The following is an 18,181-nucleotide window of genomic DNA, read 5'->3' as shown; positions in this document are numbered from 1 at the left end:
GCCGAGCCCCCTGACAGTGCCACCGGCTGGCCGAGCGTCGTCGATCCAATCTAATGCAGGGCGAGCCGTCGAATATGCGATGGGCCAACCTGTGCATACCCGTTCCGCTGGGACAACTGGTGCGCTACGTTCCAGGACCACCGCTGGCTCAACGAAGACCCCGGGCTGAACCCTCCATGACTCGCGCCATCTCGCTCCGAGACGTCACCAAGACGTTCCCCAGGAACGTCGTCGCCGTGCACCGGCTCAACCTGGACATCGCCCCGGGGGAGTTCGTCGTGCTGCTCGGCCCCTCGGGGTGCGGGAAGTCCACCGTCCTGCGGATGATCGCGGGCCTCGAGGACATCACATCGGGCAGGCTGCTGCTCGACGGCGAATACGCCAACCACCTGCCGCCAGGCCAGCGCCAACTCGCCATGGTCTTCCAGGACTATGCGCTCTACCCCAACATGACGAGCCGCCAGAACATCGGCTTCCCGCTGCGTATCGAGGCGCCGCGCCTCGACGACGGGCCCCGGGTGAACGAGGCGGCGCGCCTGCTGGGCATCGAGGACCTGATGGACCGCTACCCCGCCCAGCTCTCCGGTGGCGAGCGGCAGCGCGTGGCGATGGGCAGGGCGATCGTGCGCAGGCCGACGGCGTTCCTGCTCGACGAGCCGCTGTCCAACCTCGACGCCAAGCTCCGCAACCGGCTGCGCGCCGAGATCGCCACCCTCACCCGGCACCTGGGCGTGACGACGGTCTATGTGACGCACGACCAGTCCGAGGCGATGTCGCTGGGCGACCGGGTCGCGGTGATGCGCGACGGGGTGCTCCAGCAGACCGGCACCGCGCGGGACGTCTACCGCCTTCCCGACAACGTCTTCGTGGCGGCGTTCGTCGGCACCCCGCGCATCAACCTGCTGCGCGCGACCGTGTACGCGCCGCTCGACGGGCGCATGTCGATCGACTTCGGCACCCAGCGGATCATGCTGCCCCAGCCGCTGAGCGACGACCACCAGCTGCTGCGCGTGCAGATGGGCCGCCCGATCACGGTGGGGGTGCGCTCGGAGGCGGTGCGGATCGCGGCCCCCGGCGAGATGCGCCCCAGCGAGGCGCTGCTCAACGGGGTGGTGCAGCACGTCGAGTACCAGGGCCACGAGTCGCTCGTCCATGTGAGCACCGGCGCGCGGCACGCCGAGGTGGACGGCCTCGAGGCGCCGCGCCCGCCGGTCGCGCGCGGCCACGGCAGGCGGCCGAGGAAACACCGGGTGTGGCGGATGCCGGGCCGCGGGGGGCGTTCGGCGCCCGGCGCGCGCCCCGGCGCGTCCGAGGCGGCCGAACGTGCGCCCGAGCCGCCGTCGCCCACGCCGTCGGGCCGGGTGAGCGACGGCCTGGTGGTGCGGGCCGGGATGGATGTGCAGCCCCGGCTCGGCGAGCGCGTCCCGCTGCTGCTCGACCTGGACCAGCTCTATGTCTTCGACAGCGAGGGCCGCCGCATATCCCCGGCCCAGGGCGGCCGCGTCCCCCAACTCGACCGCTGACCACCGGACCGCCGACCACCGGACCGCCGAGCCCTCCGCGGCGGACAAGCCCGCGCCCCGACCACTCCGGGGTGGAGCATGCCGGAGCGCCGGGAGGGGCCCTAGCCTGGCCTGCCAGGAGTGAGCACTACAGGCCCTTTCGCGACGAGGAGTGCACGCATGACCGCCATGACCGAACTGTCCGGTGGCCCCTCCCTCCCCCAGCGGCGCAAGCTCGTCACCGAGATCCCAGGCCCGCTCTCGCGGGAGCTGATGGCGCGCAAGCAGGCCGCCGTCGCCGCGGGCGTCGGCACGGTGATGCCCGTCTTCGCCGCGCGGGCCGGCGGCGGCGTCGTCGAGGACGTCGACGGCAACAGCCTGATCGACTTCGGCTCGGGCATCGCCGTGACCTCCGTCGGCAACAGCGCCGAGGCCGTGGTGCGGCGCGCGGGCGAGCAGCTGGCGCGCCTCACCCACACGTGTGTGATGGTCACGCCCTACGAGGGCTATGTCGAGGTGTGCGAGGAGCTGGCCCGGCTGACCCCGGGCGACCACGCCAAGAAGTCGATCCTGCTGAACTCGGGCGCCGAGGCGGTGGAGAACGCCGTCAAGATCGCCCGCTATCACACCAAGCGCCAGGCGGTCGTCGTCTTCGAGCACGGCTACCACGGCCGCACCAACCTCACGATGGCGCTGACCTCGAAGAGCATGCCCTACAAGCACGGCTTCGGCCCGTTCGCGCCGGAGATCTACCGCGTGCCGATGGCGTACCCGTACCGCTGGCCGACCGGCCCCGAGCACTGCGCCGATGAGGCCGCGGCCCAGGTCATCGACCAGATCACCAAGCAGATCGGCGCCTCGGAGACCGCCGCGATCGTCGTCGAGCCCGTGCTGGGCGAGGGCGGGTTCATCGTGCCCGCGCGGGGATTCCTGCCGCGCGTGGCCGCGTTCGCGAAGGAGCACGGGATCGTGCTGATCGCCGACGAGATCCAGTCGGGCTTCTGCCGGACCGGGCAGTGGTTCGCGTGCGAGGACGAGGGCATCGTGCCCGACCTGATCACCACGGCCAAGGGCATCGCGGGCGGCCTGCCGCTCGCCGCCGTCACGGGGCGCGCCGAGATCATGGACGCCGTCCACTCCGGCGGCCTCGGCGGCACCTATGGCGGCAACCCGGTGGCGTGCGCGGCGGCCCTCGGCGCCATCGAGACGATGCGCGAGCTCGACCTGGCGGCCAGGGCCCGGCACATCGAGGAGATCATGAAGCCGCGGCTGCTCGCGCTGGCCGAGAAGCACCCGCTGATCGGCGACGTGCGCGGGCGCGGCGCGATGCTCGCCGTGGAGATCGTGAAGCCCGGCACCAAGGACCCCGACCCGGCCGCGACGGCCGCCGTCGCCGCGGCCTGCCACCGCGCGGGCCTGGTCGTCCTCACCACGGGCACCTACGGCAACGTGCTGCGGTTCCTGCCGCCGCTGGTGATCGGCGACGACCTGCTGCGCGAGGGCCTCGACATCGTCGCCGAGGCCGTCGCGAGCGTGTGAGCGCGCGGCGGGGCGGCCGGGGCGCGGATCGGGAAAGCCCCCTGTGCCCACGGCCGTTCCACCATGGAGAAGCTGCGGGGATGTGATGCGGATACGCGGCGGGCGACTCCCCGGGGCGCTGACCTGCCGTACCGTCGAAGCCGTGGCGAGAGCAGCCAGACTCCCGCACTCCTTCGGACCGGTTCCGCCCGCCCCACACCCCCCGGGGCGAGCGGCCGTCCGCACGGCGACGACATCTCGCCCCGGAGCTCTCCCCCAAGGCTCCGGGGCGCTCGTGCGTCAGCGTGGCCCCCGCCCTATGATCGCCGCGGCCTCGTGCATGGCCAGCTCCAGCACGGCCGGGTCGGTGAGCACCCCCGAGCCGTCGGGCGGCACGAGCCAGCGCACCCCGTTCGCCGTGCGCATCGGGTGCGGCACCACCACCCAGCTGCCACGCCCCGCCGCGCGCACCCCGGTGCCGAGCCACCGGCCTGCCGTGCCGGGCGGCACGAAGAAGCCGATCCGGGCGTCGGTGTGGTCGGCGAGCACGGGCCCTGGGCGGTCGATCACCCGGCTCAGCACGTCGTACGTGGGGTAGCCGAGCGTTCCCGGCAGGATCAGCACATCCCATATCCGGCCCGCGGGCAGGAGGGCCACCCCCATCGGGTGCCGCTCCCACTCCCACCGGCAGGCGTCCGGCTCCGGCGCCGCCGACGCCAGCCACTCGATCGCCGACCTCATCCGGCCACTCGCGGTCATCGCGCTCCTCCTCACCCCCCGCCGGCCCAGGGCCCGAGCCGATCGGTCAGGGTGAGGGAGGGGGAAGAGGCCGGATCCTTACGCGACTTCGCGGGGTTTTCTCCCGGGACCCGCGCGCGATCCGCCGCGCTCAGGCGGAGATCCCGCCCGACGGATCCCCCGCGTCGTCCGTGTCCCCAGGGCCTTCGGGGTCCCCTGACCCGCCGTCGCCCAGGGCGAGGTCCCAGTAGCCGAACGCGTGGTCCTCGCCCGGCGCGAAGTCCACCGACAGATAGCCGGCGCCCGGGTCGGGCAGCGGGACGCGGTACGCGAGCCGCGCCGACTCCCCGGTCGCCAGCTCGTCGGGGGCGGGCGAGGTCAGCTCGAGCAGCTCGTTGGGCACCCGTTCGTCGCCGGTGAACACCCGCAGCGCGCCCTCGCCCATGTCGAGCGGCCCTTCGCCGCCGTTGACGACCGTGATCTCCAGGGAGACGGTGTCCGCGCCACCGGAGGGCAGCGGCTCCGCGATCACGACCGTGACCCCGTCGTCGAAGGCGACCTCGTCGCCCGCCGCGGCCAGGTAGTCATCGCCCGCCGCGGAGGCCACCCCGGTGATCCCGGACGCCCAGAGCACGAACAGCACGGTCAGCACGGCCGAGATGACCGTCGAGCCGATGCCGAGCCACAGCGCGCCGAGCGCCTCGCCCCGGTTGCTCGCGATCCCGCGCCGGGCGCGCACCACGCCCCACGCGCCGAGGGCGGTGGCGAGCAGTCCGCAGGCGAGGCCGAGGAAGCTGGCCGCGAAGGTCCAGCAGAGAAACGCGCCCCCGCCGCCGAGGAGCAGCGCGGCCGTGCCGACGCCGTTGCGCGGTGGGGCGGGCGCGGGCGGCGCGGCGTACACCCCCTGCGGCGGCGGCCAGCCGGCGTACGGGTCAGCGGTCACAGTCCCTCCCCAATCGTTGGCCATACCTTAAGGCCGTGCCACGGCCGGTCGGGCCCCGCCTACGATGTGCGGGCACCGACTTGACCCGGAGGCTCCGTTGACCGATCTCACCGCCTTCATCGCCGGGCTGCCCAAGGCCGAGCTGCACGTCCACCACGTGGGCTCCGCCTCGCCCCGCATCGTCGCCGAGCTCGCCGCGCGGCACCCGGACTCCCGCGTCCCCAAGGACCAGGAGACGCTGGCCGAGTTCTTCACGTTCCGCGACTTCGCGCACTTCATCGAGATCTACATCGCGGTGGTCGAGCTGATCAGGGACGCCGAGGACGTCAGGCTGCTCACCTACGAGGTCGCGCGCGACATGGCCAGGCAGAACATCCGCTACGCCGAGCTGACCGTGACCCCGCACACCTCCGTCCTGCGCGGCATCCCCGACCTGGCGTTCATGGAGGCCATCGAGGACGCCAGGACCGCCGCCGAGCGCGACCTGGGCGTCGTGCTGCGCTGGATCTTCGACATCCCGGGCGAGCTCGGCCTGCCCGCCGCCGACGAGACCGCGCGGATGGCCGTCGACCTGCGCCCCGAAGGACTGATCGGCTTCGGCCTCGGCGGGCCCGAGATCGGCTGGCCCAGGCCGCAGTTCAAGCCGTACTTCGACCGGGCCGTCGCGGCCGGGCTGCACAGCGTCCCGCACGCGGGGGAGACCACGGGCCCCGGCACGGTGTGGGACGCGATCCGCGAGCTGCGCGCCGAGCGCATCGGGCACGGCACCAGCGCGGCCGACGACCCCGAGCTGCTGGCGTATCTGGCCGAGCACCGCGTCCCTCTGGAGGTGTGCCCGACGTCCAACGTCGCGACCAAGGCCGTGGCCTCCCTCGACGAGCACCCGCTGCGGCGCATGGTCGAGGCCGGGGTGCTGGTGACGATCAACAGCGACGACCCGCCGATGTTCTCCACCGACCTCAACGCCGAGTACGCCATCGCGGCCCGGCTGCTCGACCTGGACGAGGCCGGGGTCGCGGCGCTGGCGAAGAACGCGGTGGCCGCGTCGTTCCTCGACGAGGCGGGCAAGGCGCGCCTCACGGGCGAGATCGACGCGCACCTGGCCGCGTGGCGGGGGTGATCGCGGTCGCCCACCGCGGCGACCCGTACGTGGCGCGGGAGAACACCCTGGCGTCGTTCGCCTCGGCCGTCGCGGCGGGCGCGGACGCCGTCGAGCTCGATGTGCGCGCCACGGCGGACGGCGTCCCCGTCGTGGTGCACGACGCCACGCTCGAACGCCTGTGGGGCCACCGCGCGGCGGTCGCCGAGCTGACCGCGCGCGAGGTCGCGGCGCTGACGGGCGGCGGCGTGCCGACGCTCGCCGAGGCGCTGGCCGTCACCGCGCCCGTGCGCACGCTGATCGACCTGCCCGAGCGGCTCCCCGTGACCGCGCGCGCCGCGGTCGCGACCGTGCGGGAGCTCGGCGTGGCGGGGCGCGTCTACTACTGCGGCGACCCGGGAGCGCTGCGCGCGGTGCGGGCGGCGGACGCCGAGGCGGAGATCGCGCTCACCTGGAAACGCGCCTCGCGCCCGCGCGCCTCCCTGCTGGCCGAGGTCCGGCCGCGCTGGCTCAACTACCGCTGGGGCCTGGTCACCCGGGCGACCGTGCTGGCCGCCGGGGCCGAGGGGTACCGGGTCGCGGCCTGGACGGCCGACAGCCGCCGCACGATGCGGCGGCTGCTCGGCCTCGGCGTCACCGCGATCACCACCAACCGGATCGCGGCGCTGCGCGCGGAGCTCGACCGCGCGGCCCGCGGGTAGCGGGGGGGGGCGGGGGCGCGGGGGGCGGCGCGCGCTACAGCTGGGTCATCACGTGCTTGACGCGCGTGTAGTCCTCCAGGCTGTAGGCGGAGAGGTCCTTGCCGTAGCCGGACTTCTTGAAGCCCCCGTGCGGCATCTCCCCGACCAGCGGGATGTGCGTGTTGATCCAGACGCAGCCGAAGTCGAGCGCCTTGGACAGCCGCATCGCGCGGCCGTGGTCCTTCGTCCACACCGAGGAGGCCAGGCCGTAGTCGGTGCCGTTGGCGAAGCGGGTCGCCTCGTCGTCGTCGGCGAAGCTCTGCACGGTGATCACCGGGCCGAAGACCTCCTGCTGGACGATCTCGTCGTCCTGGCGGCAGCCCGTGACCAGGGTGGGCGCGTAGAACCAGCCGCGCTCCCCCACCCGGTGCCCTCCGGTCACGACGGTCGCGTGGGCAGGGAGGCGTTCGATGAACCCCTCGACCTTGGCCAGGTGTCCGGCGCTGCTCAGCGGGCCGTAGGTGCAGTCGGGGTCGCTCACGTCGCCCGTCCTCACCTCGTCGGTGGCCTTGGTGAGCGCGGCGACGAACGCGTCGTGGACCGACTCGTGGACCAGCACACGGGTGGCCGCGGTGCAGTCCTGCCCGGCGTTGAAGAAGCCCGCGTCCCTGATGCCCTCGGCGGCGGCGGCGAGGTCGGCGTCGTCGAAGACCAGACAGGGCGCCTTGCCGCCCAGCTCGAGATGGACGCGCTTGAGGTCCTTGGCCGCGGCGGCGGCCACCTCCACGCCCGCGCGGATCGAGCCCGTGATGGAGGCCATCGCGGGGACCGGGTGCTCGACCATGAGCCGCCCGGTGTCACGGTCCCCGCACACGACGTTGAACACGCCGGGCGGCAGGATCTCGCCCATCAGCCCCGCGACGAACACCGTGGACGCGGGCGTCGTGTCGGACGGCTTGATGACCACCGTGTTCCCGGCCGCGAGCGCGGGGGCGAACTTCCAGACGGCCATCATCACCGGGTAGTTCCACGGCGTGACCTGGGCGCACACGCCGACCGGCTCCCGGCGCACGAACGACGTCAGCCCCGCCATGTACTCGCCCGCCGACTTGCCCTCGAGCATCCGGGCCGCGCCCGCGAAGAACCGGATCTGCTCCAGCATCATCGGCAGCTCCTCCTGGCGGGTCACCTCCAGGGGCTTGCCGGTGTTCCGGCACTCGACGGCGAGCAGCTCGTCCGCGTGGCGCTCGAACGCGTCCGCGATCCGCAGCAGCGCCAGCTGGCGGGCCGCGGGCGTGGTGTCGCGCCAGGCGGGGAACGCCCGCGCGGCGGCCTCCATCGCGGCGTCCACGTCCGAGGCGCCCGACAGCGGGGCGGTGGTGTACGCCTCGCCGGTCGTGGGGTCCGCCACCTCCATCGTCCGCCCGTCCGCGGCGTCCCTGAACTCCCCGTCGATGTAGTTGCGCAAACGGCGTGGCTCGGTCGTCACGGCACCCTCCTGCCTTCCCGGTCCGCTGCTGTGGATCCCCTGATCTCCTGGGCACCCTATGCCCCCAGCCCGGTCACACAACACCGGCACGGACCACAGATCCGCCGCCATACGCGGGCGGAACACGGAAGAACAGCGCCGGGGGCCACCGTTGGGGAGAGATTCTTCGCCGCGGCGCCGGGCGTCTGCACCGTCCGGAGGATTCTTCGGACTACTCGCCGAGTCGCCCCCTGACCGTCGGCGGCCCTGTGCCAGCGTCACGGGGGATACGAGCGATAGCAGCGACAACGACGGAGGTGCCGCCCCCATGGCCCCACCCGACAACGACGTGCTGTGGACACGCGATCTGCACTACGCCCACAACGGCTCGCCCGCCCTCCTCGGAGTCACCCTCGGCGTGCAGCAGGGCGAGATCCTCGCCGTGACGGGCCAGCGCGGCTGCGGCAAGACCACCCTCCTCGGCTGCCTTTCGGGTCAGCTGGTGCCCGACGACGGCGAGGTGTGGTTCAACAGCATGCCCGTGCACACCCTCACCCCCACCTCCCGCGAACGGCTGCGCCGCGACCGCTTCGGCTGGATCGGCGACTCCCCGCAGCTGGTGCCCGAGCTGACCGCGTGGGAGAACGCCGCGCTCCCGCTGCTGCTCGCGGGCGGCGGCCCCCGACAGGCCCGCCGCACGGCGCTCGAGTGGCTCGAACGGCTCGACGTCGGCGAGTGCGCCAGGAAGCGGCCCTCGGCGCTGCTCCAGTCCCAGCGGCAGCGCGTCGCCATCGCCCGCGCCCTGGTCCACCAGCCCGACGTGCTGTTCGCCGACGAGCCGACCGCGCCGCTGCACCGCGCGGACCGGGCGCAGGTGCTGCGCACGCTGACCACCGCGGGCCGCTCGCACGGCATCACCGTGGTGCTCGCCACCCACGACGCCGAGGTGGCCACCCTCGCGGACCGCACCGTCACCCTCGTCGACGGCCGGGAGGCCGGAGCGACGGACCCGGCCGCATGCTCGCTCTCCGTCTAGCCCGGGGCTCGGCCCCGCTCGCGCTGCTCCGCAGGCTGCTGCTGGCCGGGGCGGCTGGGTGCGTCGCGTTCCTGCTGCTCGCCGCGCTGGCCCACGCCGCGGCCGACCCCGTGGGCGGGCGGGCTTCGGTGCTGCGGCTCGCGTGGTGCGCGGTCCCGCTCGCCGCGACCGTCCAGCTGGCCGTCGCGGTGGCCAGGGCCGACCCGTCCGCGCGGCCCAGGGCCGGGCTCGCGGTGGCGGGCATGGGCCCGGCCAGGCTGCCCGCGCTCGCCGCCGCGTCCGCCGCGGTGGCCGCGCTGCTCGGCACGGGCCTCGCGCTGCTCGTCTTCCTCCACCTGCGCGGCGACCTCGGCGGGCTGCCCCTCGACGGGGCCGCGGCCGGGGCGCTGGCCGCGGGTGAGCCGCTGCCGCTCGGCGGCATGCTGACCCTGCTCGCCGTGGTGCCGGGGGCGGCCGCGGCGGCCGGCGCGCTCGCCGTGCGCCGCCCCGAGCCGCCGCGCCGGGACCTGCCCCCGGTCGGCGACCCGGCCGCCGTCGCCCGCGCCACTCCCCCGACCCCCGCGCCCGCGGGGCTGCCCTGGGGCACCGCGCTGGCCACGGCGGGCATCGCGCTGTGCGCCTATGGCGGCGACGACGCGCCCGCAACGCCCGCGGACGGCTGGCTGCCGGTCACCGGGCAGCTGGGGGGCGTGGCGGCGGGGGTGGTCGGGGGCTGGCTGCTGATCGCGGCCGGGATCGTGCTTGCGGGACCCGGGGTCGTCCATCTGTCGGGGATGCTGCTGTGCGCGGGGCGGCCAGGGGTGATGCGGCTGCTGGCCGGGCGCACCCTCCAGGACGAGTCGAGGCGGCTCGGCCGCCCGCTGGGCGCGCTGGCCGCCGCCGGCGGGGCGCTGCTCGCGGCGGTGGAGCTCGACGGGCTACGGGAGTTCGGGCCGCTCGGCACGCTCGGCACCGGGGTGGTCCTGGCGTGCGCGCTCGGCACGGTGGCGACCGTGGCCGACGACGCGCGGGCGGCGCGGCGCTCGGCGACCGCGACGCTGCTGCGGCTCGGCGCCCCGCGCGGGATGCTGCGGGGCGCCGCCGCGCTGCGCGCGGCCACGCTGCTCGGGCTGCTGCTGCCGCTCACCTGGCTGACGACGTTCCTGCTGACGCTGCCCGCGGGCGGCTGATCCCCCGGACTTCGTCCGGGGGGTGCGCCCACCCTGCCAGGGCAGGGCCATGCGGCCAGGCCCCGCGGGGCGGCGGCGGGGCCTGGCCGCGCGTCAGGGGAGGCCGACGAACGGCGGGAAGTCCGCCTCGGCGATCTCGCCGCGCGTGACCCTCGCCACCGTGACCGGCGCGCCGACCACGCCGCGCGGCAGGTCGACGGTGACCAGGTAGAGCCCGGGGTCGACATGGGCGAAGCCGAACCAGCCCGAGCCGTCCGCCGACCGCGTCTGCTCGTCGCCGCCGCCCACGAGCGGGGTGAGGGTGACCTCGGCGCCGTCGAGCGGGGTGCCGTTCCGCAGCGTCAACTCGCCGGTGACATGGCCATCGCTCGGCGCCTCCTTCCAGTCCATGCCCGGCACCTCGGCCTCCTGGGCGAACGGCGCGTCAGGGCCGGTCGTCAACGCCTCGGCCAGCCGCTGCCGTTCGGCGTCCGCGCCCGCGGTGGCAGCGTCCATGCTGGCGTTCGCGTAGGAGTAACCGCTCCAGCCCGCCGCCGTGTTGCCCGCCTCGGTGGGGGCGAGGGCCTCGGTGACCTGGGCGACGCTGTCGTCGACCGCGTTCAGGTAGAGGGCGGGGCCGTTGACCGCCTGGCGGTCGCCCTGCGCGTCGGCGAGGTACTCCGACCACTCGCTGAACATCCGGGCCTGGTCGGGCTGCCAGTTCCGCTTGTAGTTCATGGTGACGACGGTGTCCATGATGCCCTCGTCCAGCCAGCCGTCCCAGTCCTGGAGCACCTCCGCGTAGGTGCGCGTGCCCTCCCAGCCGCCGACGGACTGCGGGCCGTAGCCGTAGGTGATGGCGTCCATCGACAGGCGCGCGGTCGGATCGACCTCCCACAGCCCGAGGTAGATGCGGCGCACCAGGCCCGTCACCTGGTCGCGGCGCCAGTCGCCCCACTGCTGGTCGGCGGGGGCTGGCACGTCGGTGCGGCCCGTGGCCTCCTGGAAGCGCGCCACGGAGACGTCGTTGTAGCCCCAGTCGCTGTGGGTGGTCTGGGCGCTGCCGTCGGGGTAGCGGATGTAGTCGAGGTTGATCCCGTCCACGTCGTACTCGGCGACGATGCTCTGGATCGCGGAGACGACGTACTCGACGGCCGCGGGGTGGCCGGGGTCGATGTAGGCGTTGGCGCCGACGAGTTCGGTGCCGTCGGCCTTCTTGTTGAGCCAGCGCTCGGCGCCCTGGGCGGTGGGGCCGTGCTGGTTGAAGACGTGGTCGGGCGAGGTGGGCGGAGTGGCGCTGTTCCACATGGTGTTGACGTTGACCCAGGCGTGCACCTCGAGGCCCGCGGCGTGGGCCTCGGCGATGACCTCGTCGAGCGGGTCGTAGGGCGCGGGGTCGACGGCGGCGTCCGTGCGGGGGTAGAGCGCCCGGTTGCAGAAGCAGTCGTAACGGCGGGCCGTCTGCACGATGAGGGCGTTGGCGTTGACGGCGAGTGCGTCGTCGATCAGCGCGTCGACCTGATCGGGCGTGTATATGCCCTCGTTGAAGGCGTCGACCCAGTAACTGCGCCACTGCTCGGGCGGGTTGCCGTCGTCGGCCGCGGCGGGTCCGGCGGCGGCCAGGCCGCCGCAGAGCAGGCCGAGGCAGGCGAGCAGGGTGGGCAGGATCCGTCTCATGCGGGCTTCTCCCGGAAGTTGGGGTGCGGGGCGACAATTTACTTCGCCGCCGCCACCCCGACTAGATGAAAACTTTCATCAATGTCCGGTGACCTCCCGGGCGTTGGGCGCTCACGGCACGTCGTCGGCCGCGGGGATGAGGGCCTCTCCGCGCGCCGCCACGGACCGCCGACGCGGCGGTCAGTCGCCCGGCAGGGTCACGACGTCCGCCGCGTCGAAGGCCAGGCCGACCTTCGCGCCCTCCGCGGGCGCGTCCACCAGCGCACACGCCGCTTCGAGCGCGGGACCGCGCTCCGGCTCGAGGAGCAGCAGGACATGGTCACCACGGAACGTGCGCCCCCGCACCACCGCGCGCGCCGCCCCCTCGGCGGCGAGCCGCACACCCGAGGGGCGGATCAGCAGCCGCCGGCGCCCCCGCGGCGTGCCGGGCGCGACCGGGACCGGGCCCCAGGGCGTGTCGGCGACGGGCTCGGCGGCACGGACGGTCGCCTCGGCCACGTTGCGGAAGCCCAGGAAACGGGCCACGAACGCGTCGGCGGGGCGCCGCCACACCTCGACCGGGGTGCCCGACTGGGCCACGCGGCCCTCGCGCATCACCACCACGCGGTCGGCCAGCGCGAACGCCTCGCCCTGGTCGTGCGTGACGGCGAGCACGGTGGTGCCGAGCGCCCTGAACAGCTGGCGCAGCTCCACGACGAGCCGCTCACGCAGGTCCCGGTCGAGCTGCCCCAGCGGCTCGTCGAGCATCAGCAGCCGGGGCCGGGGCGCCAACGCCCGGGCGAGCGCGACCCGTTGCTGCTCGCCTCCGGAGAGCGCGGAAACGGCGCGGCGCTCGGCGCCCGGGAGCCCGACGAGGTCGAGCAGCTCGGCCACGCGCCGACGCGCCTCGGCGCGCGCGACCCCGCGCACGCGCAGGCCGAACGCGATGTTGCCCCCGACGTCCCGCTGCGGGAACAACTGGTGGTCCTGGAACATCAGCCCCACCCCGCGCCGGTGCGTCGGCACCCCGGCCTGGTCGCGGCCGTCGAGCAGGACCGTTCCCGCGTCCACCGGGGTGAGACCGGCCACCGCGCGCAGCAGCGTCGACTTGCCGCTGCCGCTCGGGCCGAGCACGCACACGGTCTCGTGCTCGGCGACCGCCAGGTCCACCGCGTCGAGCGCGGCGCGTTCGCCATAGGCGACCGACACCGCGGACAGCGTCAGAAGGCCGCTCACACCACCCACTCCCCTCGTCCCCCTCGTCCTCCGCGCCAGGCCGCGGGGCGCAGGCTCTCGAGCGCGAGCAGGGTCAGCGCGCACACCAGCATCAGGACCGTGGAAAGCGCCATCGCCTGCCCGTAGTTGAGCTCCCCCGCCCGGCCGAGCAGCCGCGCCACGGCCACCGGGAGCGTGGGCGCGTCGGCCCGCGCGATGAAGACCGTCGCCCCGAACTCACCGAGCGACACGGCGAACGCGAACCCCGCCGCGACCAGCAGCGCCCGGCGCACCAGCGGCAGGTCCACCTCGCGCCAGGCGCGCAACGGCGAGGCGCCGAGCACCGCGGCCGCCTCGCGCAGCCGCTCGTCCACCGCGCGCAGCACCGGAAGCAGCACCCGCACCACGAAGGGCACGCCGACCAGCGCCTGGGCGAGCGGCACCAGGATCCACGAGGAACGCAGGTCCAACGGCGGCTCGTCGAGCGCGATCAGGAAGCCGAAGCCCACCGTGACCGCCGACGTGCCGAGCGGCAGCATCAGCAGCGCGTCGAAGCCGCGCGTGAAGCGCGCCGCGCGCCGGGTCAGCGCCGCCGCGGCCAGGCCCCCGACGGCGAGGGCGATCGCGGTGGCGACGGCGGCGTAGCGCAGCGACGTCCCGATGGCCTCCCAGGGGGCCACCACGAACGTTCCGCTCTCGGTGCCCGCGAGCGCCCTGTAGTGCGCGAGGCCGTAGCCGCCGTCGACCGAGAGGGAGCGCTCGACCAGGACCGCCAGCGGCAGCAGGAGCAGCAGAGCGATCACCGCGAGGGTGCCGCCGAGCAGCGCCCACTGGGCTCCCCCGCGCGGGCGCGCGGCGTTGCCCGCAGGGTCGGTGAGCGCCAGGGCGGACTCCGCGCGGCGCGTGATCAGCGCGTGCGCCCCCAGCAGGGCGGCGACGAGGGCGAGTTGGAGCAGCGTGAGCACGGCGGCGGTCGGCAGGTCGAGCAGCTGCGCGGTCCGCCGGTAGATCTCGACCTCGAGCGTCGCGTAACGGGGCCCGCCCAGGATCTGGATCACGCCGAACGACGTGAAGGTGAACAGAAACACCAGCAGCCCCGCCGCGGCCACCGAGGGCGCGAGCGCGGGCAGCGTCACCCGCCGCCACGCGGCGAACCTGCCCGCGCCGAGCACCCGCGCTGCCTCCTCCTGGCGCGGGTCGAGCTGGGCCCACAGCCCGCCGACGGTGCGCACGACGACCGCGTAGTTGAAGAAGGCGTGGGCCAGCAGGATCGCCCAGACGCCGTCGTCCAGGCGTATCCCCCACCGCTCGTCGAGCAGCCCGCCGCGCCCGAGCAGGGCGAGGAACGCCGCCCCCGTCACCACGGTCGGCAGGACGAACGGCACGGTGACGACGGCGTGCAGGAGCCGTTTGCCCGGGAAGTCCAGGCGCGCGAACACGTACGCGCCCGGCAGGCCGAGGGCCAGCGTGAGCGCGGTGGAGGCCGCGGCCTGCCACAGCGTGAACCACAGCACGTCGCCGATCCCCGGCGCGGTGAGCACATCCAGGGCGCGCGAGAGCTGCCACGCGCCGTCGGCGCGCAGCCCCCGCCCGGTGATGGCGGCGACCGGGTAGGCGAAGAACAGCGCGAAGAACGCCAGCGGCACGGCCAGCAGCGCGAGGCGGACGGCGACCCCGCGCCGCCCCCCGCGCCTCACCTGACGCCTCACCCGGCGCCTCACCTGACGACCAGGGAGGTCCACTCCTCGATCCACCGCTCGCGGCCCGCCGTGATGTCGTCGGGCGCCATCGTCAGCGGGTCCTCGACCGTCGCGCCGTACCGCGTGAACTCCTCGGGCACCTCGGCGCCCTCGACCACCGGGTTGACGAACATCTGGAGCGGCATGTCCTCCTGGAAGTCCCGGGTCAGCAGGAAGTCGAGGAACGCCCTTCCGCCCTCGGGGTTGGCCGCCCCGTCGAGCAGCCCGGCGAACTCGACCTGCCGGAAGCACGTCCCGGTGGCCACGCCCGTCGGCGCCTCGTCGGGCCGCTCGTCGCCGCCGTACACCACGCCGGCGGGCGGCGACGAGGCATAGGAGACGACGAGCGGGCGGTCGCCGTTCCCGGCGCCGGAGAAGCGTTCGTTGTACGCCTGCTCCCAGCCGTCCACGACCTCGACGCCGTTGTCGGCGAGCCGCTCCCAGTAGTCGGCCCAGCCGTCCTCGCCGAACGCGGCGACGGTGCCGAGCAGGAAGCCGAGGCCCGGCGACGAGGTGGCGGCGTTCTGCACCACCAGCAGGTCGCGGTAGGCGGGGTCGGCCAGGTCCTCGAACGTCTCGGGTGGGGCGAGACCCGCGTCGGCGAACCACGCGCGGTCGTAGTTGACGCAGATGTCCCCGGTGTCCACGGGGGTCACCCGGTGCTCATCGGCGTCGAGTTGGTACTCCTCGGGAACGGCGTCGAGGCCATCGGCGGTGTGCGGGGTCAGGATCCCGGCGTCGAGGGCGCGCGAGAGCAGGGTGTTGTCGAGGCCGAAGATCACATCGGCCTGGGGGTTGCCCGCGGAGAGCACCGCCTGGTTGACCATCACGCCCGCGTCGCCGCCGCGCAGGATCTCCACGGTGTGGCCGGTCTCCTCGGTGAACCGGGCGAGCACGTCGTCCGAGACCAGGAACGAGTCATGGGTGACCACCGTGACCGTGTCCCCGCCGGAGCCCTCGTCGTTCCCCGAGCCGTTGCCGTCCCCGCCGTCGTCCCCACAGGCGGTCAGCAGCCCGGCGCCGAGGACCAGGGCGAGGCCAGGCAGGAGGGGACTTGATATCGGGGTGCGCTTCATGGGTGCCGCTTTCGTGACAGGACACACGACGGCAGCACGCGAGAGGGTGATCCGAACTTCCTACCCAGCATGACCTGGGCGAGGTTCGAGGGTCTGCGGCCGGTGCCGCACTCTCAGCGCTGCGAGCGCTCCCCTGTCGGAATGTGTGACGGTTTTATGGTTGTACCGCGTCACGATAGCAGGGGGCGCCCGGGGGCACCCCCGCCCCGGCTACTCCCGCTCCGCAGCGGCCAGCTGACCGCAGGCGCCGTCGATCTCCTGGCCCCTGGTGTCCCGCACCGTGACCGGGACGCCGTGCGCCTCCAACCCCGCGACGAACGCCCGCTCGTCCTCGGGGCGCGAGGCGGTCCACTTCGATCCGGGCGTGGGGTTGAGCGGGATCAGATTGACGTGCGCCCCATGGCCCTTGAGCAGCCGACCCAGCAGATCGGCGCGCCACGCCTGGTCGTTGATGTCGCGGATCAGCGCGTACTCGATGGAGACGCGGCGGCCCGACCTGTCGGCGTACCGCCACGCCGCGTCGAGCACCTCCCGCACCTTCCAACGGGTGTTGACCGGGACGAGCGTGTCGCGCAGCTCGTCGTCGGGCGCGTGCAACGAGACCGCGAGGCGGCACGAGAAGCCCTCGTCGGCGAGGCGCAGCATCGCGGGCACCAGGCCCACGGTGGACACGGTGATCCCGCGCTGGGACAGGCCCACGCCGTCCGGGTCCGCGTCGGTGAGGCGGCGGATCGCGCCGGTCACCCTGCGGTAGTTGGCCAGCGGCTCGCCCATGCCCATGAACACGATGTTGGAGAGCCGCGCCTGGCCGCCAGGGACCTCGCCGTCGCGCAGGGCGCGCATGCCGTCCACGATCTGGTGCACGATCTCGGCGGTCGAGAGGTTGCGGTCGAGCCCGGCCTGACCGGTCGCGCAGAACGGGCAGTTCATCCCGCAGCCGGCCTGTGAGGAGACACACATCGTCACGCGGTCCGGATAGCGCATCAGCACGGACTCCACGAGCGTCCCGTCGTGGAGCCGCCACAGCGTCTTGCGCGTGGCGCCGTCGTCGCAGCTGAGGTGGCGGACCGGCGTCATCAGCCGGGGCAGCAACGCCCCCGCGAGCCGCTCGCGCGACGCGGCGGGGATGTCCGTCCAGGCCGCGGGGTCGTCGGCCAGCCGCGCGAAGTAGTGCCGCGACAGCTGCCGGGCGCGGAACGGCTTCTCCCCCAGCTCGGCGACCGCCGCGCGGCGCTCGTCGGGGGTGAGGTCGGCGAGGTGCCGCGGGGGCTTGGCCGCCCCGCGCGGCGCGACGAACGTGAGCTCTCCTGGTGCAGGCATGATGCGGCCAGTGTCGCAGATCGCGCGGTCAGCCCGCGCCCGCGAAGGCGAGCAGCAGCAGCCACACCACGGGGGCGGTCGGCAGGAGCGAGTCGAGGCGGTCCATGATCCCGCCGTGGCCGGGGAGGAGCGTTCCCATGTCCTTGATGCCCAGGTCCCGTTTGATCATCGACTCGCCCAGGTCGCCCAGGGTCGCGCTGGCCGCGACGCCGAGGCCGAGGATCAGGCCCTCCCACCACGTGCCGCCGTCGATCAGGAACTGCATGCACAGGGCGCCCGCGGCCATCGCGAACACCACGGCGCCCGCGAGCCCTTCGCGGGTCTTGCCCGGGCTGATGCGCGGGGCGAGCTTGCGGCGCCCGATGCGCCAGCCGACGGCGTAGGCGCCCGTGTCGCTCACCACCGTCAGCACCAGGAAGGTCAGCACGCGCCAGTGGCCGTCGTCGGCGGCGAGCATCAGCGCGACGAACGTGGCGAGGAACGGGACGTAGAAGGCGGTGAACACCCCGGCGGTGACATCCCGCAGGTAGTTCTCCGGGGGGTGGACCATGCGCCAGAGGAGAATGGCGAGCGCGGTGAACGCTATCGCCACCCACGCGCCCTCGGGTCCCCCGAAATAGCCGGCCACCACCGTGGCGGCGCCGCCCACCGCGAGCGGCGGCAGCGGCACATGGATGCCCTTGCGCTCGGCGAGCCGGGCGGAGAGCTCCCACGACCCCACGACGACGGCCACCGCTATCACGGCAAGGAACGCGGGCTTGTAAAGGAACAGCGTCGCCAGGACCACGAGGCCGAGGCCGAGGCCGACCCCGACGGCGGCGCGGAGGTTCCGGCCGGCCCGCTTCTTCCCCGGCTGCCGCCCCTCGCTCTCACCCCGCCCCTCCGGCTCCCCGCCGCTCGGGGCGGGCACGTTCGACATAGGGCGAGTCTGCGCCGCCGGTCCCGATTCGCGTACGGGACCCGCCGGGACGGCGCGCGGCTGGTCGGCGGGGGGACCGACGTAGCCGGCGACCGGGGGCGGACCCCAGGATGAGTCATTCACA

15 protein-coding genes are annotated in these 18,181 nt (G+C 74.2%); 6 read left to right on the top strand and 9 right to left on the bottom strand.

Going from position 1 to position 18,181, the window contains the following annotated elements:
* The first annotated feature begins 176 nt into the window (after window positions 1-176).
* Both D7318_RS20935 and gabT read left to right on the top strand, forming a co-directional pair.
* Window positions 177-1,523, top strand: coding sequence for an ABC transporter ATP-binding protein (locus D7318_RS20935; RefSeq protein WP_120698660.1), 1,347 nt, complete (start codon window positions 177-179; stop codon window positions 1,521-1,523).
* 159 nt (window positions 1,524-1,682) lie between these two features.
* Entirely contained in the window at window positions 1,683-3,041 is a 1,359-nt protein-coding gene (gene gabT / locus D7318_RS20930; protein ID WP_183091536.1) for a 4-aminobutyrate--2-oxoglutarate transaminase, read from the top strand.
* 279 nt (window positions 3,042-3,320) lie between these two features.
* Here gabT and D7318_RS20925 read toward each other — a convergent pair whose 3' ends face one another.
* Window positions 3,321-3,779 carry a hypothetical protein gene (locus D7318_RS20925; RefSeq protein ID WP_120698659.1) on the bottom strand — a complete coding sequence of 153 codons (459 nt, stop codon included), beginning with the start codon at window positions 3,777-3,779 and terminating at the stop codon, window positions 3,321-3,323.
* Between the two features lie 130 nt (window positions 3,780-3,909).
* Window positions 3,910-4,701, bottom strand: a complete 792-nt coding sequence (locus tag D7318_RS20920) for a hypothetical protein (RefSeq protein WP_120698658.1) — start codon at window positions 4,699-4,701, stop codon at window positions 3,910-3,912.
* A 97-nt stretch (window positions 4,702-4,798) separates the two neighbouring features.
* Here D7318_RS20920 and D7318_RS20915 point away from each other — a divergent pair, with 97 nt between their 5' ends.
* Complete coding sequence (locus tag D7318_RS20915) at window positions 4,799-5,821, top strand: adenosine deaminase (protein WP_120698657.1); 1,023 nt, start codon at window positions 4,799-4,801, stop codon at window positions 5,819-5,821.
* Entirely contained in the window at window positions 5,809-6,501 is a 693-nt protein-coding gene (locus D7318_RS20910) for a glycerophosphodiester phosphodiesterase (RefSeq protein WP_120698656.1), read from the top strand. Before D7318_RS20915 ends, D7318_RS20910 begins: the two co-directional genes overlap by 13 nt.
* 34 nt (window positions 6,502-6,535) lie before the next feature.
* Here D7318_RS20910 and D7318_RS20905 read toward each other — a convergent pair whose 3' ends face one another.
* Window positions 6,536-7,969 carry a gamma-aminobutyraldehyde dehydrogenase gene (locus D7318_RS20905; RefSeq protein WP_120698655.1) on the bottom strand — a complete coding sequence of 478 codons (1,434 nt, stop codon included), beginning with the start codon at window positions 7,967-7,969 and terminating at the stop codon, window positions 6,536-6,538.
* Between the two features lie 307 nt (window positions 7,970-8,276).
* Here D7318_RS20905 and D7318_RS20900 point away from each other — a divergent pair, with 307 nt between their 5' ends.
* Together D7318_RS20900 and D7318_RS20895 are read left to right on the top strand one after the other, a co-directional pair.
* Window positions 8,277-8,984 carry an ABC transporter ATP-binding protein gene (locus D7318_RS20900; protein WP_120698654.1) on the top strand — a complete coding sequence of 236 codons (708 nt, stop codon included), beginning with the start codon at window positions 8,277-8,279 and terminating at the stop codon, window positions 8,982-8,984.
* Complete coding sequence (locus D7318_RS20895) at window positions 8,966-10,153, top strand: hypothetical protein (protein WP_120698653.1); 1,188 nt, start codon at window positions 8,966-8,968, stop codon at window positions 10,151-10,153. Before D7318_RS20900 ends, D7318_RS20895 begins: the two co-directional genes overlap by 19 nt.
* Window positions 10,154-10,246: 93 nt before the next feature.
* Here the strand turns inward: D7318_RS20895 and D7318_RS20890 are convergent, their stop codons facing one another.
* The 6 genes from D7318_RS20890 to D7318_RS20865 all read right to left on the bottom strand — a co-directional run bounded on the left by D7318_RS20890 (window position 10,247) and on the right by D7318_RS20865 (window position 18,180).
* Window positions 10,247-11,809: a family 10 glycosylhydrolase gene (locus D7318_RS20890; RefSeq protein WP_120698652.1), complete on the bottom strand. Its 1,563-nt coding sequence runs from the start codon at window positions 11,807-11,809 to the stop codon at window positions 10,247-10,249.
* A gap of 180 nt (window positions 11,810-11,989) precedes the next feature.
* Window positions 11,990-13,024 (bottom strand): ABC transporter ATP-binding protein, encoded by a 1,035-nt coding sequence (locus D7318_RS20885; RefSeq protein ID WP_120698651.1) that lies wholly within the window; start codon window positions 13,022-13,024, stop codon window positions 11,990-11,992.
* Window positions 13,021-14,712 carry an ABC transporter permease gene (locus tag D7318_RS20880; protein WP_230423938.1) on the bottom strand — a complete coding sequence of 564 codons (1,692 nt, stop codon included), beginning with the start codon at window positions 14,710-14,712 and terminating at the stop codon, window positions 13,021-13,023. Before D7318_RS20880 ends, D7318_RS20885 begins: the two co-directional genes overlap by 4 nt.
* A gap of 8 nt (window positions 14,713-14,720) precedes the next feature.
* Window positions 14,721-15,818: a thiamine ABC transporter substrate-binding protein gene (locus D7318_RS20875; protein ID WP_120698649.1), complete on the bottom strand. Its 1,098-nt coding sequence runs from the start codon at window positions 15,816-15,818 to the stop codon at window positions 14,721-14,723.
* Window positions 15,819-16,028: 210 nt separating this feature from the next.
* Window positions 16,029-17,138, bottom strand: coding sequence for a 23S rRNA (adenine(2503)-C(2))-methyltransferase RlmN (gene rlmN / locus D7318_RS20870; protein WP_120698648.1), 1,110 nt, complete (start codon window positions 17,136-17,138; stop codon window positions 16,029-16,031).
* 28 nt (window positions 17,139-17,166) lie between these two features.
* Window positions 17,167-18,180 carry a phosphatidate cytidylyltransferase gene (locus D7318_RS20865; RefSeq protein WP_120698647.1) on the bottom strand — a complete coding sequence of 338 codons (1,014 nt, stop codon included), beginning with the start codon at window positions 18,178-18,180 and terminating at the stop codon, window positions 17,167-17,169.
* Between the last annotated feature and the right edge of the window lies 1 nt (window position 18,181).

This window comes from Streptomyces radicis, from assembly GCF_003626575.1.
Classification (GTDB): domain Bacteria; phylum Actinomycetota; class Actinomycetes; order Streptomycetales; family Streptomycetaceae; genus Streptomyces; species Streptomyces radicis.
The sequence above is the reverse complement of the archived record's forward strand: the minus strand, read 5'-3'. Positions and strand labels throughout refer to the sequence as shown.